At 70.3% G+C, this 12,741-nt stretch carries 15 protein-coding genes; 3 read left to right on the top strand and 12 right to left on the bottom strand.

Annotation, left to right across the window (positions count from 1 at the left end; translation table 11 throughout):
* Window positions 1-72: 72 nt before the first annotated feature.
* The 8 genes from AC3EUJ_RS04830 to clpS all read right to left on the bottom strand — a co-directional run bounded on the left by AC3EUJ_RS04830 (window position 73) and on the right by clpS (window position 5,750).
* Window positions 73-825 carry an MBL fold metallo-hydrolase gene (locus tag AC3EUJ_RS04830; protein WP_431959669.1) on the bottom strand — a complete coding sequence of 251 codons (753 nt, stop codon included), beginning with the start codon at window positions 823-825 and terminating at the stop codon, window positions 73-75.
* 229 nt (window positions 826-1,054) lie between these two features.
* A complete protein-coding gene (locus AC3EUJ_RS04825) occupies window positions 1,055-2,005 on the bottom strand; it encodes a PLP-dependent cysteine synthase family protein (RefSeq protein ID WP_431959668.1) in 951 nt (316 codons plus the stop codon).
* Complete coding sequence (locus AC3EUJ_RS04820) at window positions 2,005-2,310, bottom strand: MoaD/ThiS family protein (RefSeq protein ID WP_431959826.1); 306 nt, start codon at window positions 2,308-2,310, stop codon at window positions 2,005-2,007. Before AC3EUJ_RS04820 ends, AC3EUJ_RS04825 begins: the two co-directional genes overlap by 1 nt.
* Window positions 2,311-2,372: 62 nt before the next feature.
* The gene (locus AC3EUJ_RS04815; protein ID WP_431959667.1) at window positions 2,373-2,477 is read right to left on the bottom strand and encodes a putative leader peptide; all 105 of its coding nucleotides are present in this window, start codon (window positions 2,475-2,477) and stop codon (window positions 2,373-2,375) included.
* Window positions 2,478-2,543: 66 nt separating this feature from the next.
* The gene (locus AC3EUJ_RS04810) at window positions 2,544-2,969 is read right to left on the bottom strand and encodes a M67 family metallopeptidase (RefSeq protein ID WP_431959666.1); all 426 of its coding nucleotides are present in this window, start codon (window positions 2,967-2,969) and stop codon (window positions 2,544-2,546) included.
* 108 nt (window positions 2,970-3,077) lie between these two features.
* A complete protein-coding gene (locus AC3EUJ_RS04805) occupies window positions 3,078-4,514 on the bottom strand; it encodes an amino acid permease (RefSeq protein ID WP_431959664.1) in 1,437 nt (478 codons plus the stop codon).
* A gap of 303 nt (window positions 4,515-4,817) precedes the next feature.
* On the bottom strand, window positions 4,818-5,384 hold the full coding sequence (locus tag AC3EUJ_RS04800; RefSeq protein ID WP_431959663.1) for a DUF2017 domain-containing protein: 567 nt from the start codon (window positions 5,382-5,384) through the stop codon (window positions 4,818-4,820).
* A gap of 54 nt (window positions 5,385-5,438) precedes the next feature.
* Window positions 5,439-5,750 (bottom strand): ATP-dependent Clp protease adapter ClpS, encoded by a 312-nt coding sequence (gene clpS / locus AC3EUJ_RS04795; RefSeq protein ID WP_431959662.1) that lies wholly within the window; start codon window positions 5,748-5,750, stop codon window positions 5,439-5,441.
* Between the two features lie 84 nt (window positions 5,751-5,834).
* On the opposite strand from clpS, the gene AC3EUJ_RS04790 reads away from it, so the two are divergent.
* Entirely contained in the window at window positions 5,835-7,169 is a 1,335-nt protein-coding gene (locus tag AC3EUJ_RS04790) for a nicotinate phosphoribosyltransferase (RefSeq protein WP_431959661.1), read from the top strand.
* A gap of 77 nt (window positions 7,170-7,246) precedes the next feature.
* Entirely contained in the window at window positions 7,247-7,843 is a 597-nt protein-coding gene (locus AC3EUJ_RS04785; protein WP_431959659.1) for an isochorismatase family protein, read from the top strand.
* A 20-nt stretch (window positions 7,844-7,863) separates the two neighbouring features.
* Here AC3EUJ_RS04785 and AC3EUJ_RS04780 read toward each other — a convergent pair whose 3' ends face one another.
* Both AC3EUJ_RS04780 and AC3EUJ_RS04775 read right to left on the bottom strand, forming a co-directional pair.
* Window positions 7,864-8,181: a hypothetical protein gene (locus AC3EUJ_RS04780; protein WP_431959658.1), complete on the bottom strand. Its 318-nt coding sequence runs from the start codon at window positions 8,179-8,181 to the stop codon at window positions 7,864-7,866.
* An 83-nt stretch (window positions 8,182-8,264) separates the two neighbouring features.
* On the bottom strand, window positions 8,265-10,586 hold the full coding sequence (locus AC3EUJ_RS04775) for an immune inhibitor A domain-containing protein (RefSeq protein ID WP_431959657.1): 2,322 nt from the start codon (window positions 10,584-10,586) through the stop codon (window positions 8,265-8,267).
* 355 nt (window positions 10,587-10,941) lie between these two features.
* Here AC3EUJ_RS04775 and AC3EUJ_RS04770 point away from each other — a divergent pair, with 355 nt between their 5' ends.
* Entirely contained in the window at window positions 10,942-11,223 is a 282-nt protein-coding gene (locus tag AC3EUJ_RS04770) for a hypothetical protein (RefSeq protein ID WP_431959656.1), read from the top strand.
* A 78-nt stretch (window positions 11,224-11,301) separates the two neighbouring features.
* On the opposite strand, the gene AC3EUJ_RS04765 is transcribed toward AC3EUJ_RS04770, so the two are convergent.
* Window positions 11,302-11,937 (bottom strand): RDD family protein, encoded by a 636-nt coding sequence (locus tag AC3EUJ_RS04765; protein ID WP_431959655.1) that lies wholly within the window; start codon window positions 11,935-11,937, stop codon window positions 11,302-11,304.
* An 80-nt stretch (window positions 11,938-12,017) separates the two neighbouring features.
* The gene (locus tag AC3EUJ_RS04760) at window positions 12,018-12,713 is read right to left on the bottom strand and encodes an RDD family protein (protein WP_431959654.1); all 696 of its coding nucleotides are present in this window, start codon (window positions 12,711-12,713) and stop codon (window positions 12,018-12,020) included.
* Window positions 12,714-12,741: the final 28 nt, after the last annotated feature.

Genomic DNA, 12,741 nt, shown 5'->3' with positions numbered 1-12,741 from the left:
GACACACGACGAAGCCCCCGGAACCGCCTGGTTCCGGGGGCCTCGTGCTGCTCGGGGAGGGCGTGAGGACGGTCAGACCTCGTAGACCGCGCCGGCCTTCGCCACCTCGACCGGGCCGTCGTAGACCTCGCGGGCGTGCTCGAGGGCGGTCTGCGGGTCGGTCCACGGCGGGATGTGGGTGAGCACCAGCCGCCCGGCCCCCGCGCGGTCCGCGTACTGGCCGGCCTCGCGGCCATTGAGGTGCAGCTCGGGGATGTCCTCCTTGCCGTACGTGAAGGAGGCCTCGCACAGGAAGAGGTCGGTGCCCTCGGTGAGGTTCAGCAGCGCGTCGCAGGGGCCGGTGTCCCCCGAATAGGTGATGGCGCGACCGGCGTGCTCGACACGGAAGCCGAATGCCTCGACGGGGTGGCTGACGACGTCCGCGGTGACGGTGAAGGGGCCGAGACGGAAGGTGCCGGGTTCGAGGGTGCGGAAGTCGAAGACCTCGCTCATGCACTTCTCGTCGGGCACGTCCCCGTACGCGCTGGCCAGCCGCCGCTCGGTGCCCTCGGGCCCGTAGACGGGGATGGCGTGGGCGGGGCCGCCCTCGTGCCGGTAGTAGCGCGCGACGAAGTACCCGCACATGTCGATGCAGTGGTCGGCGTGCAGATGGCTGAGCAGGATGGCGTCGAGGTCGTACAGACCACAGTGGCGCTGCATCTCGCCGAGGGCGCCGTTGCCCATGTCGAGGAGCAGCCTGAAGCCGTCGGCCTCGATGAGGTAGCTCGAGCAGGCCGATTCCGCGGACGGAAACGACCCCGAGCAGCCGACGACGGTGAGCTTCATGTGCAGAAACCTCCGTGGATTGTTCCGGGGGTCTTGCGATGGCGCGCCACGGCGCCCCCGCTCCGCAGGGGGAGGGGGGAGGGGGCGGGAGCGACTCGCCATGTGTTCTTGAGCGTAAGGCGCACGGCGTGCGCGTGCTCCTTCGCGGAGCCCCGTTGTGGGCGGAATCACCAGTACGGCGCCCTCGCCGCCGGAAGTCCGACGGGACGAGGGCGCCGTGGGGTGCGGATCAGGCCCAGAGCTGGCCGTGCAGGGCGGCGACGGCCGCCTCGGTGGACTCGGCGGTGTAGATGCCGGTCGACAGGTACTTCCAGCCGCCGTCGGCGACGACGAACACGATGTCGGCGCGTTCTCCGGCGCGTTCGGCCTTGCGGGCCACGCCGAGGGCGGCGTGCAGGGCGGCTCCGGTGGAGACGCCGGCGAAGATGCCCTCCTGCTGGAGCAGTTCGCGGGTGCGGCGGACCGCGTCCACGGAGCCGACGGAGAAGCGGGTGGTGAGGACGGACTCGTCGTACAGCTCGGGGATGAAGCCCTCGTCGAGGTTGCGCAGTCCGTAGACGAGGTCGTCGTAGCGGGGCTCGGCGGCGACGATCTGTACGCCGGGGACCTTCTCGCGCAGGTAGCGGCCGACGCCCATGAGGGTGCCGGTGGTACCGAGACCGGCGACGAAGTGGGTGACGGAGGGGAGGTCGGCGAGGATCTCGGGTCCGGTGCCGGCGTAGTGGGCGCCGGCGTTGTCCGGGTTGCCGTACTGGTAGAGCATCACCCAGTCGGGGTGCTGCTCGGCCAGTTCCTTGGCGGCGCGGACGGCGGTGTTGGAGCCGCCGGCGGCCGGGGAGGGGATGATCTCGGCGCCCCACATCGTGAGCAGCTCGCGCCGCTCGGACGAGGTGTTCTCGGGCATGACGCAGACCATGCGGTAGCCCTTGAGCCGGGCCGCCATGGCGAGCGAGATGCCGGTGTTGCCGGAGGTGGGTTCGAGGATCGTGCAGCCGGGGGTGAGCCGTCCGGCGCGCTCGGCCTGCTCGATCATGTGCAGGGCCGGGCGGTCCTTGACCGAGCCCGTGGGGTTGCGGTCCTCCAGCTTGGCCCAGACGGAGACCTCGGTGGAGGGGGACAGGCGCGGCAGCCGTACCAGCGGGGTGTTGCCGACGGCTGCCAGCGGGCTGTCGTACCGCATCAGCGCACGCCGACGCGGCCGGCCGGCAGGCCGCTGCCGCCGGCGACGGCCGGGAGGATCGTCACGCTGTCGCCGTCGGTGAGCTTGGTGGTGATGCCGTCGAGGAAGCGGACGTCCTCGTCGTTGAGGTAGACGTTCACGAAGCGCCGCAGCTCACCGCCGTCGACGATGCGCTCGCGGATGCCTGTGTGGCGGGTGTCGAGGTCGGCGAAGAGTTCGCCGAGGGTGCTGCCGCTGCCTTCGACGGCCTTGGCGCCGCCGGTGTAGGTGCGGAGGATGGTCGGGATGCGGACCTCGATGGCCATGCGTCGGCTCCAGTGGGTGCGTGAGTACGGCGGGAAGGCGGGGATGCGCGGGCTGACGGTGCTCAGGCGCACGGACATGCCGCGCTGGCGAGGCGGCACAGGTCGACGTGCAGCCGCGCCACGAGCAGCGTGCCCGGCGCCTTGTCGCTCACGTCGTGGGAAACCATGGGGTCATCGTATCGATTCCCCCGGGGCCCCAGAGACGGGTGTCCCAGGATGCGGACCGTCGCGTCTCAGATGTAGGAGTCGACGATCTCGACGGGCTCCTCGGTGACCTCGCCGTCCACGATGCGGAACGAGCGGAACTGGAAGGGGCCGGCGTCGTCGGTGTCGGCGGTGGAGACCAGCACGTAGTGGGCGCCGGGCTCGTTGGCGTAGGAGATGTCGGTGCGCGAGGGGTAGGCCTCGGTGGCGGTGTGCGAGTGGTAGACGACCACCGGTTCCTCGTCGCGGTCGTCGAGTTCGCGGTAGAGCTTCAGCAGGTCGGTGGAGTCGAACTCGTAGAACGTGGGCGAGCGGGCCGCGTTGAGCATCGGGATGTGCCGCTCGGGCCGGTCGGTGCCGGCCGGTCCCGCGATCACGCCGCAGGCCTCGTCCGGGTGGTCGGCGCGCGCGTGGGCGACGAGCGCGTCGTGCAGGGCACGGGTGATGGTCAGCATGGTCGTCAGGATAAAGGGGAGTCGGCGCGGCACCCGTTGCGAGGATGGTGGCCGCCGTACGGGGTGTACGGCAGCCACCTGTCGAGACGGGGTGACGGGGTCCCGGGGTTACTCCTGGGCGAGCGCCGGCGTCGCGTCGGCCGGGGTGCGGCGCTTGAGTGCCGGATAGCCGGCGCAGAGCAGGGCCGACCAGACGAGCCAGACGTACAGGCCGAGCCGGGTGTCCGCGTCGGTCGCCATGAGGACGACGACGGACAGCAGCGCCACGATGGCGATCCAGTTGGTGACCGGGGCGCCCGGCATCCGGAAGTCGGAGGGGGGCAGCAGGCCGGCGCGGACCTTGGCGCGGTAGCGCAGGTGCGCAGCGAGGATCATGATCCAGGTCCACAGGCCGGCGCAGGTCGCGACGGAGGTGATGTAGACGAACGCCTTGTCCGGGGAGACGACGTTGACGATCACGCCGATGCCCATGACGAGGCTGGACATGACGAGCGCGGGCAGCGGGAGTTGCCGGTCGCTGAGCCTGGCGACGGCCTTGGGAGCCTCGCCGTTGACGGCCAGGCCGCGCAGCATGCGGCCGGTGGAGTAGATGCCGGAGTTGCAGGAGGACAGGGCGGCGGTGAGGACCACGAAGTTCATGATCCCGGCGGCGCCGGGGATGCCGACCCGGACGAAGACCTCGACGAAGGGGCTCACTCCCGGGTCGTACTTGGTCCAGGAGAAGACCGACAGCAGGACGATGAGCGTGCCGACGTAGAAGATGCCGATGCGGACCGGGAGGGTGTTGATCGCCTTGCGCAGGGTCTGCTTGGGGTTCTCCGCCTCGCCCGCGGTGATGCCGACCAGCTCGACACCGAGGTAGGCGAAGATCACGCCCTGCATGGCGAGCATGGCCTGCCAGGCGCCGTTGGGGGCGAAGCCGCCGTCGGACCACAGGTGGGCGACGGAGGCGGTGTCGCCTGCGGAGGAGAAGCCGAAGGTCAGGATGCCGACGCCGATGACGATCATCGCGACGATCGCGGTGACCTTGATCGTGGAGAACCAGAACTCCAGCTCGCCGAAGATCTTGACCGAGACGAGGTTGGCGCCGAAGAGCACCACCAGGGCGACGGCGGCGGTGGACCAGACCGGGACCGACGGCCACCAGAAGTTGATGTAGGCGCCCGCGACGGTGACCTCGGACATGCAGGCGGTGACCCACAGGGCCCAGTACGACCAGCCGGTGGCGAAGCCGGCGAACGGCCCGAAGAACTCGCGGGCGTAGTCGGCGAAGCTGCCGGAGGTGGGGCGGTAGGTGAGGAGTTCGCCGAGGGCCCGCATGATGAAGAAGATCACGATGCCGGCGGCCGCGTAGCAGGCGATCAGGCTGGGCCCGATGGCGGCGATGCCCTTGCTGGACCCGTAGAACAGGCCGGTGCCGATGGCTCCGCCGATGGCGATCATCTGGACCTGGCGGGCGGTGAGTCCGCGCTTGTAGCCCTCCTCCGGCGCGGTCCCCGTGGCGCCGCCGCCGGATTCGTACTGTTCGACCTGCGTCGAGGTCATGGTGCTGTGCCTTTCTCCATGCCCGTCCGGCCGCAACGGCCCGGATCGGGTTCCGATCCCCCCGGATGGTGGAGGTGCACGCCGGGGTCGGCCGGCCACGCGACCGACCGCGACAGGGGTGGCGTCACGGCCGGTGGTCGAGGATTCGTATCACGGGGTGTGCGTCGGGCACGCAGCGCAAATGTGGCACACAGCACAGGGAGAAGCGGACAAAAGGTGCGCCGAATGGGAATGCGGTCCGCTCGGGTGACGTGATCGTTATCCGGAATTGAGCGTCGTCTGAGCGAATGGACGCCCTCCGGATCACGGCATGAGGGTCTCCACGAGGCTCTCCTGGAGCGCCCCGAGCCAGAGGTAGGCCATGACGAGCGGCTTGCGCGGGTCGGAGTCCGGCAGCCGGTACAGCTCGCTGTCCTCGTCCTCGCTGACCTCCAGCCGGGTCCCCATGGTCAGCCGCAGGTCGTTGAGGGTGCCGAGCCACTGGCGCGCCTGCTCGGGGTCGAGGGTCAGCACCGCTCCCCCGTCGCCGCCGGGGGTCAGCGCGTCGAGGCTGCGGACGACGGCGAGCGCGTCGTCGCGCTTGCGGGCGCGCAGGTCGATCTCGGTGTAGCGGCGGAACTCCGAGGAGTCCGCCTCCTCTTCGTAGGCGTCCGGGAAGAGCCGGGCGAGCGCCGGGTCCTGCGGGGGCCGGGTGGGCCCCTCGGCGAACAGCCCGGCCAGCGGGTCGGCCGGTTCGCCGCCGACGGTGGCGTCGCCGGGGCCGATCAGCTCCAGGAGCTGCACGGCCAGGCTGCGCAGGATGGAGATCTCGACCTCGTCGAGCGCGACGGCGGCGCCGCCTCCGGACGCGGTCTGGAAATACCCGGGCATGTCTGTATCAGCCGTCCCTCAGGGGCTCGGTGGTCTCGGTGTGGTCTCGCGGCCTCAGCGGTCCTGCGTCAGAGTGGCCCACAGCCCGTAGCCGTGCATGGCCTGCACGTCGCGCTCCATCTCCTCGCGCGTGCCGCTGGACACCACGGCCCGGCCCTTGTGGTGCACGTCGAGCATGAGCTTGGTGGCCTTGTCCTTCGGGTAGCCGAAGTACGCCTGGAAGACGTAGGTGACGTAGCTCATCAGATTGACCGGGTCGTTGTGAACGACGGTCACCCAGGGAACGTCCGGGGACGGCACCTCGAAGGGGGCCTCGCGCGACTCGGTCCGTTCGATCTCTGCGGGGGCGACACTCACGTGACCCATGCTGTCACCACACCGTGCCGACAGGGAAACCGGCCCTCCGAGAAATCGTCACTCTGACGAGATTTGGGGGTAGCATCCTCAGACATGAGCACTGCAGACCTGGGGCTGCCCGTCACGGTCCCCTCCACCGCGCTGTTCACCGACCGGTACGAGCTGACGATGCTGCAGGCCGCGCTGCGCAGCGGCGCCGCCCACCGCCGCTGCGTGTTCGAGGTGTTCACCCGCCGGCTCCCCGAGGGGCGCCGGTACGGGGTGGTGTGCGGCACCGGCCGGGTGCTGGACGCCGTGGAGAACTTCCGCTTCGACGACGGCATCCTGTCCTTCCTGGAACGCGAGCGGATGGTGGACGCGCCCACCCTGGAATGGCTGGCCGGCTACCGCTTCCGCGGCGACGTCCTCGGCTACCCCGAGGGCGAGGTGTACTTCCCCGGCTCGCCGATCATGCGGGTCGAGGGCACCTTCGCCGAGGCGGTGCTGCTGGAGACGGTGGTGCTGTCGATCCTCAACCACGACTCGGCGATCGCGGCCGCCGCCTCCCGGATGGCCGTGGCCGCCTCGGGACGGCCGCTGATGGAGATGGGTGCCCGACGCACCCACGAGCTGGCTGCGGTGGCGGCCTCGCGCGCCGCCTACGTCGGGGGCTTCGCCTCCTCCAGCAACCTCGCCGCCGGCTTCCGCTACGGCCTGCCGACCATCGGCACCAGCGCGCACGCCTTCACCCTGCTCCACGACGACGAGCGGGACGCCTTCACCGCCCAGGTCGAGTCCCTCGGCCGCGGCACCACGCTGCTGGTCGACACCTACGACTTGGCCTCGGCCGTCCGGGCCGCCGTGGAGATCGCCGGCCCCGAGCTCGGGGCGGTGCGCATCGACTCCGGGGACCTGCTGCTGCTCGCCCACCGGGTGCGGCAGCAGCTGGACGACCTGGGGGCGAAGAACACCCGGATCGTGGTGACCTCGGACCTGGACGAGTACGCGATCGCCTCGCTGGCCGCGGCGCCGGTCGACGCGTACGGGGTCGGCACGTCCCTGGTGACCGGCAGCGGGCAGCCGACCTGCTCGATGGTCTACAAGCTGGTCGCCCGCGCCACCTCCGACGATCCCCGCGCGCCCCTGGTGCCGGTCGCCAAGAAGTCCATGGGCGGCAAGACCAGCGTCGGCGGGCGCAAGTGGGCGGCCCGGCGGCTGGACGCCGACGGGATCGCCGAGGCCGAGGTGATCGGCGCCGGGCCGGTCCCGGGGCCGCTGGCGGACCGGCAGCTGCTGGTGCCGCTGGTGCTGGGCGGCGAGATCGTGCACCGGGAGCCGCTGGACGCCGCCCGCACCCGCCACATCGAGGCACGCGCCGGGCTGCCGCTGTCCGCGACGCAGCTGTCGCGCGGCGAACCGGTGCTGCCCACCGAGTACATCACCCACTGATCTGCCGGGGCCCCTGCCGCGGCGGGGCGCCGCTCACTACAGTCGACAAGCGAAGCGACCGGAAGGGACCGACCGCCATGCACCGCGCACTGATCGTCGTGGACGTGCAGAACGACTTCTGCGAGGGCGGCAGCCTGCCGGTCGCCGGCGGCGCCGAGGTCGCCGCCGCCATCACCGACCTCGTGGGGGACGCCACCGCCGGCTACCGGCACGTCGTGGCCACCCGCGACCACCACGTCTCCCCCGGCGGCCACTTCGCCGAGCACCCCGACTTCGTCCACACCTGGCCCCCGCACTGCGTCGCGGGCACCGAGGGCGCCGGTTTCCACCCCAACTTCGCGCCGGCGGTCGCCTCCGGCGCGGTGGAGGCGGTCTTCGACAAGGGCGCGTACGCGGGCGCGTACAGCGGTTTCGAGGGCGCCGACGAGAACGGCACCGGACTGGCCCAGTGGCTGCGCGAGCGCGGCGTGGCGGAGGTCGACGTGGTCGGCATCGCCACCGACCACTGCGTACGGGCGACCGCGCTGGACGCCGTGCGGGAGGGCTTCCGTACCCGGGTGCTGCTCGACCTGACGGCGGGCGTCATGCCGGCGACGACCGAGCGGGCGCTGGAGGAGCTGCGCGCGGCCGGAGCCGAACTGTCCGGGAAGCCGGTCGTTCGCGAACAGGCCTGACGGCCGGGCCGTGCCCGGGTTCAGCGGCGGACGGTCGGGCCCAGCAGGGCCGCGATGGACTGCCAGGGGGCGGCCGGGGCCGAGGGGATGCGGCGCCAGACGAGGCCGTCGGGGTGGTGGAGGACGGCGTTGATCTCGTCCGACGTGGGCGGCTCCATGTTGCCGACGAGGCGGACGGTACGGAAGCCGAGGTTCCGCAGCCGGGTCAGCGCGCGCTGACGGTTGACCGCGACGACGAGCACCCTGATGTATTCGTCCGGGAACCCGCCGGGCGAGGGCAGTCGGAGCGCGACGACGACGACGCCGCTCGGAAGCCTGGTGAAACCGCCGCTGGCCATAAGCACATGATCGGCAGATCGGCCCCCGTCCACCAGGGGACGGGGGCCGATCAGGTCACTTCACGCGGTGCGTGATCACTTCATCACTTCTTGGACGGGCCAATCTTGATGGTGACCGTGCTGCCGTCCCGGGCCTCGTGGAGGATCGTGATGCGGGTGTTGGTCGGGCTGACCTTCACGCTGCCCGTGGGATTCTCCGAGGACCAGTACGAGTACTTGTCGTCGAAGACCGGGTTGCCGGGCAGGCTCGGGATCCGGGTGGCGACACCCGCCTTGTGCAGGGTGACGGCGTCGGTCCGGCCCGTGGTGAACGTGGAGTCGTAGGACTGCACGCGGTTGCGCATCAGCGTGCCGTCCTTCCACTTCAGCGCCTTGGGGTGGGCGTCGATCGGCAGGACCCGGCCGGAACCTGCGTGCTCACTGACGTTGTTGTCGTCCTGCGAGGTGTCCCACAGCCAGATCAGCAGGCCGTTCTGGTACGCGTAGTGCTCGACCCAGTTGTCCTTGGGCGCGACGAAGCCGAAGTTGTAGGGGCCGACCTTCAGGGTCTTGTCGTACGAGACGTACTGCCGGTTCTCCGCGATGTAGTACTGCGCGTAGTCCTCGGAGAACGTGGAGCCCTTGATCGAGAACCCGTTCGCGGTCCAGCCGTTGTCACCGGCCTCGGCGCCGTCGCTGAGCAGGGTCGTCCCGTCCGCGGTCACGGTGATCGCGTCGGCGAGGAAGCCCTTCATCGCCAGTCCGCCGTCGGTCTGGTAGCGGAAGCGCAGCTTGAACGACTTGCCCGCGTAGGCGTCCAGCGGGACGACCATGTCCTGGTAGGTGGTCGCGCTGCCGGTCAGGGCCGGCTTGTCGCTGGCGTCGCGCGGGAGCGGGGCACCGCCGATGGTGCCGTCGAGCGGCGTCCAGGTCGCGCCGCCGTCGGTGGACGCCTCCGTGTAGAGGTAGTCGTAGCTGCGCTCGATGTCGTACCAGGCCTTGAGGGACAGGCTCGCCGAGGTCTTCCCGGTGAGGTCGACGTCACGGGTGAGCGTGTTGCTCAGGTTGTTGCCCTTGTTGCTCCACCACTGCTTCACGCCCTCGGCGGGGGTCGCCAGCTCGGTGGTCACGGTCTTCTTCGGGAGCGTGACGACCAGGCCCTGCTTCTTCGCGGTGTTGTACTCCGCGACACCCAGGGTGCTGACCGAGGTCTTGCCGGCCTTGGCGGTGGCGTAGTTCAGCCAGCCCAGCTGCAGCTTGTCCCAGGCCGTCATGTCGCCGGGCAGGTCGCCGATGGCGTCCTTGCCGGTGCCGAGCCACGAACCGGACGACATCAGCGTCCAGAAGCCGGTGGAGTTCTCGGCGGTGTTGGTGGTGTCGTAGTGGTCCGGCAGACCGAGGTCGTGGCCGAACTCGTGGGCGAAGACGCCGAGGCCGCCGTTCTCCGGCTGGACGGTGTAGTCGCCGACCCAGACGCCGGTGTCGCCGATCTGGGTGCCGCCGAGCAGATTGCCCTCCGGGCCGGTGGCCCCGGCGTCGGTGCCGAACGCGTACCAGCGGTGGGCCCAGATCGCGTCCTCGCCCTGCGCGCCGCCGCCGGCGGACTCGTCCTCACCGGCGTGCACGATCTGGAAGTGGTCGATGTAGCCGTCGGGCTCGTTGAAGTTGCCGTCGCCGTCGTAGTCGTAGCGGTCCCACTGGTCGTACTCGGCCAGCTTCGCCTTGATCGTGGCGGCGCTGTCACCGGCGGCCTTGCGCGCGTCGACCCACTTGTTCACCGCGTCCGCGACGAGGTTCCAGGTGCAGGTGTCGCACTTGTTGCTGCCGTACCGGGCCTCGTTCCAGTCGACCTTGACCCAGTCGGCGACCTCGCCGGCGACCGAGTAGCGGCCGGAGGACTGCCTCTCGTAGTACTTGGCCATGGACTCCGTGCCCTTGGCCTTCGAGAAGTACAGGTCCTGGAAGTGCTGGCGGTTGTAGTCCGCCTGCCACTCCGTGCTGTTGTCCTTGCCGCGGTCGGGCTTGGCTATCTGGTTGTGCGCGGGACCGGCCGTGCCGCCGTACGCGGGGTCGGTCTTGTCCCCGAACTCGGCGAGGATCACGAAGATCTTGTCGGTCTTCTCGCGCGCGAGCTCGACGTACTTGTTCCGGCCGAGCTTCACCACGTCCGAGGCGCCGCGGTTCTCGACCTTGGACTTGCCGGAGATGACCTGCTCGATCGCCTGCTGGCGCTGTGCGGACTGACGCTCGCTCAGCGGGCCCTTCAGATCGTGCTCGACACGCTCCGCCTTCGCCGGGTCGTGCCGCACGACACGACTGGCCTGCGAGTCGGCCTGGGCTGCCGCGACGGGGAAGGCGGTGGCGCCTATTGCGGCGATCGCCACGGCCAGAGCGGCGGATCTGATGGTCCGTCGTTGGCTTATCACGATGTATTGACCTCCCTAGGGTGAAGCCATTGCACCGGAGTGACGCATGAAAAGACAGGTCTTGACTTGGCCATGACCGACAAGTACGGTGAGCGACCGGTCCGTTGCGCATAGCGGACACATCGACGCGCCCAAGTTCCCGTGACCGTCGATTCGTTGGCCTCCGGGGAGATCGCGATGCGACCCCGTGCGCCCCCCGTGCTTCCGCACCGTGGGTTAGGTCACGCTTACCGGGCGTTCCGTGCGGGCATCTCGGACCGTAGAGTCGGTGGTTGGCGTGCCACGTCTGAACCACCCGGAAGACGGCCCTGGCCGAAGCTCCGCCACAATCGACGCATATGAGGACGGATCAGCCATGCCACGTCCCACCCCCGCCCAGCTGACCTACGGTTCCGCGACCGTGATGCTCTCCACCCTCGCGATGCTGCTGCTCTCGGAGGCGAGATCGGGGGTCGCTGTGGCGGTCATCGCCGCAGCGGGACTCGCGCTCGGCGTCCTGGTCGCCGTGACGGCGGCGATCCCGGCCGGCACGCGTCGCACGAAGCGCGAACTGCCCGTCGCCCGGCAGCCGGTCCCGCGGCCCCGCGTCCGCGGCACCGCCGAGGCCCGGCTGGGCGAGCACTCGCTGCGGCGCTGACCGCCGCGCCTCCCGCTGAACACGACGACGGCCCCGGAGCGTCCGCTCCGGGGCCGTCGTTCACGTTCAGGGTGCGTGTCAGGCCTGGACGACCACGGTCTTGGCCGCCTTGTCGTGCCAGCACTGGCGGTACGGCTTGTCCCACAGGTGCCACAGGACGTTCAGCAGCGACAGGATGAAGCCCACGCAGGGCACGACGCCGACGAAGGAGTACACCGCGGCGCGACCCCAGGCGGCACCGCCGGGCGGGCTGCCGTCGGCCAGCTTGGCGACGCGGATCTTCATGACCTTCTTGCCGATGGTCTGACCCGTGGACTGGAGCATCAGGCCCTCGTACACGAACGCGCCCGCGAAGACGAGCAGCTCGATGCCGAGGAACGCCCCGGTGTCCGTGAAGGAGGTGCTCGTCGCCGCCATCAGCACGATGAGCACGACGAGGAAGATGCCGCCGTCGATGAGGCGCGCGACGAAGCGCTGGCCGCTGCCGGCCAGCGGGGGCATGCCCGCCAGGGCCGGGTCCGTCGGCATCTGACCGTAGCCGGGCGCCTGCTGCGGATAGGCGTAGGGCTGCTGCTGCTGCGGGAACGGCTGCTGGTCGTAAGGGTTCTGGCCCTGGGGGTGCGGCTGCTGTCCGTACGGGTTCTGCCCGTACGGGTCCTGGCCCCCCGAGCCGCCCTGCGGGTAACCGTAGCCGGGCGGTTGATTCGAACTCATGGAGTGAGTAAATCAGCCGGGCATGACAGCGCATAGACGAGAATGGTCACGGCCCTGCGACGATCACCCCACAGTGTGCCTCAGTCCACCGCAACCACCACTGTTTGCCCCGCTTTGTCGTGCAGACACTGACGGTACGGCTTGTCCCAGGTACACCAGAGCACTTCGATGATCCAGAAGATCTCCCCGCAGCACGGGATGATCGGCACCAGCGAGTAGACCGACTCCCGCTTCAGTGCCGCCGGGGTCGTCGGGTTGGCGCCGTCAGCGAGCATGCCCACGCGCACCCTGAGCAGCTTCTTGCCGAGGCTCTGCCCGGACCGGGTGAGCATGAACACCTGGTAGGCCAGGTAGACCACGGCGTAGATCACGCCCTGGGAGAACACCGCCCCGGTGGCGTTGTAGTCGTAGTTCCAGATCAGCCCGGTGAGGCCGTAGACCGGGATGCCGATGATCAGCGCGTCGACGATACGGGCGACCAGCCTGCGCCCGCGGTTGGCCAGCGGCGGCATCCCGGCCAGGGGATCGGGCTCGCCCACGCCGTACGGACCGCTCGCGTACGGGTCGCCGCGGCCGTAGCCCGGGGGCGGCTGGTCGTAGGGCGAGCCGCCGGGTGGTTGCCGGTACGGGGGCGGCGGGTACGGCTGCTGACCCGGGGGCTGCTGACCCGGGGGCTGCGGCCCGGGCGGCGGTGACTGCCCGGGCGGCGGCTGCGCGGGCCCGGACGGCTCCCGGGGCGGCTTGGCGAACGGGTCCTCGGGCTCGTCGGTGCTCATGCCCCGAGTGAAACCCGGACGATTCGGC

This window comes from Actinacidiphila sp. bgisy160, assembly GCF_057707815.1.
The sequence above is the reverse complement of the archived record's forward strand: the minus strand, read 5'-3'. Positions and strand labels throughout refer to the sequence as shown.

What these genes read in the sequence shown, in the direction of transcription:
- AC3EUJ_RS04830 (WP_431959669.1), bottom strand. Translation starts at nt 825, where the DNA reads ATGAAGCTCACCGTCGTCGGCTGCTCGGGGTCGTTTCCGTCCGCGGAA.
- AC3EUJ_RS04825 (WP_431959668.1), bottom strand. Translation starts at nt 2,005, where the DNA reads ATGCGGTACGACAGCCCGCTGGCAGCCGTCGGCAACACCCCGCTGGTA.
- AC3EUJ_RS04820 (WP_431959826.1), bottom strand. Translation starts at nt 2,310, where the DNA reads ATGGCCATCGAGGTCCGCATCCCGACCATCCTCCGCACCTACACCGGC.
- AC3EUJ_RS04815 (WP_431959667.1), bottom strand. Translation starts at nt 2,477, where the DNA reads ATGGTTTCCCACGACGTGAGCGACAAGGCGCCGGGCACGCTGCTCGTG.
- AC3EUJ_RS04810 (WP_431959666.1), bottom strand. Translation starts at nt 2,969, where the DNA reads ATGCTGACCATCACCCGTGCCCTGCACGACGCGCTCGTCGCCCACGCG.
- AC3EUJ_RS04805 (WP_431959664.1), bottom strand. Translation starts at nt 4,514, where the DNA reads ATGACCTCGACGCAGGTCGAACAGTACGAATCCGGCGGCGGCGCCACG.
- AC3EUJ_RS04800 (WP_431959663.1), bottom strand. Translation starts at nt 5,384, where the DNA reads ATGCCCGGGTATTTCCAGACCGCGTCCGGAGGCGGCGCCGCCGTCGCG.
- clpS (WP_431959662.1), bottom strand. Translation starts at nt 5,750, where the DNA reads ATGGGTCACGTGAGTGTCGCCCCCGCAGAGATCGAACGGACCGAGTCG.
- AC3EUJ_RS04790 (WP_431959661.1), top strand. Translation starts at nt 5,835, where the DNA reads ATGAGCACTGCAGACCTGGGGCTGCCCGTCACGGTCCCCTCCACCGCG.
- AC3EUJ_RS04785 (WP_431959659.1), top strand. Translation starts at nt 7,247, where the DNA reads ATGCACCGCGCACTGATCGTCGTGGACGTGCAGAACGACTTCTGCGAG.
- AC3EUJ_RS04780 (WP_431959658.1), bottom strand. Translation starts at nt 8,181, where the DNA reads ATGGCCAGCGGCGGTTTCACCAGGCTTCCGAGCGGCGTCGTCGTCGTC.
- AC3EUJ_RS04770 (WP_431959656.1), top strand. Translation starts at nt 10,942, where the DNA reads ATGCCACGTCCCACCCCCGCCCAGCTGACCTACGGTTCCGCGACCGTG.
- AC3EUJ_RS04765 (WP_431959655.1), bottom strand. Translation starts at nt 11,937, where the DNA reads ATGAGTTCGAATCAACCGCCCGGCTACGGTTACCCGCAGGGCGGCTCG.
- AC3EUJ_RS04760 (WP_431959654.1), bottom strand. Translation starts at nt 12,713, where the DNA reads ATGAGCACCGACGAGCCCGAGGACCCGTTCGCCAAGCCGCCCCGGGAG.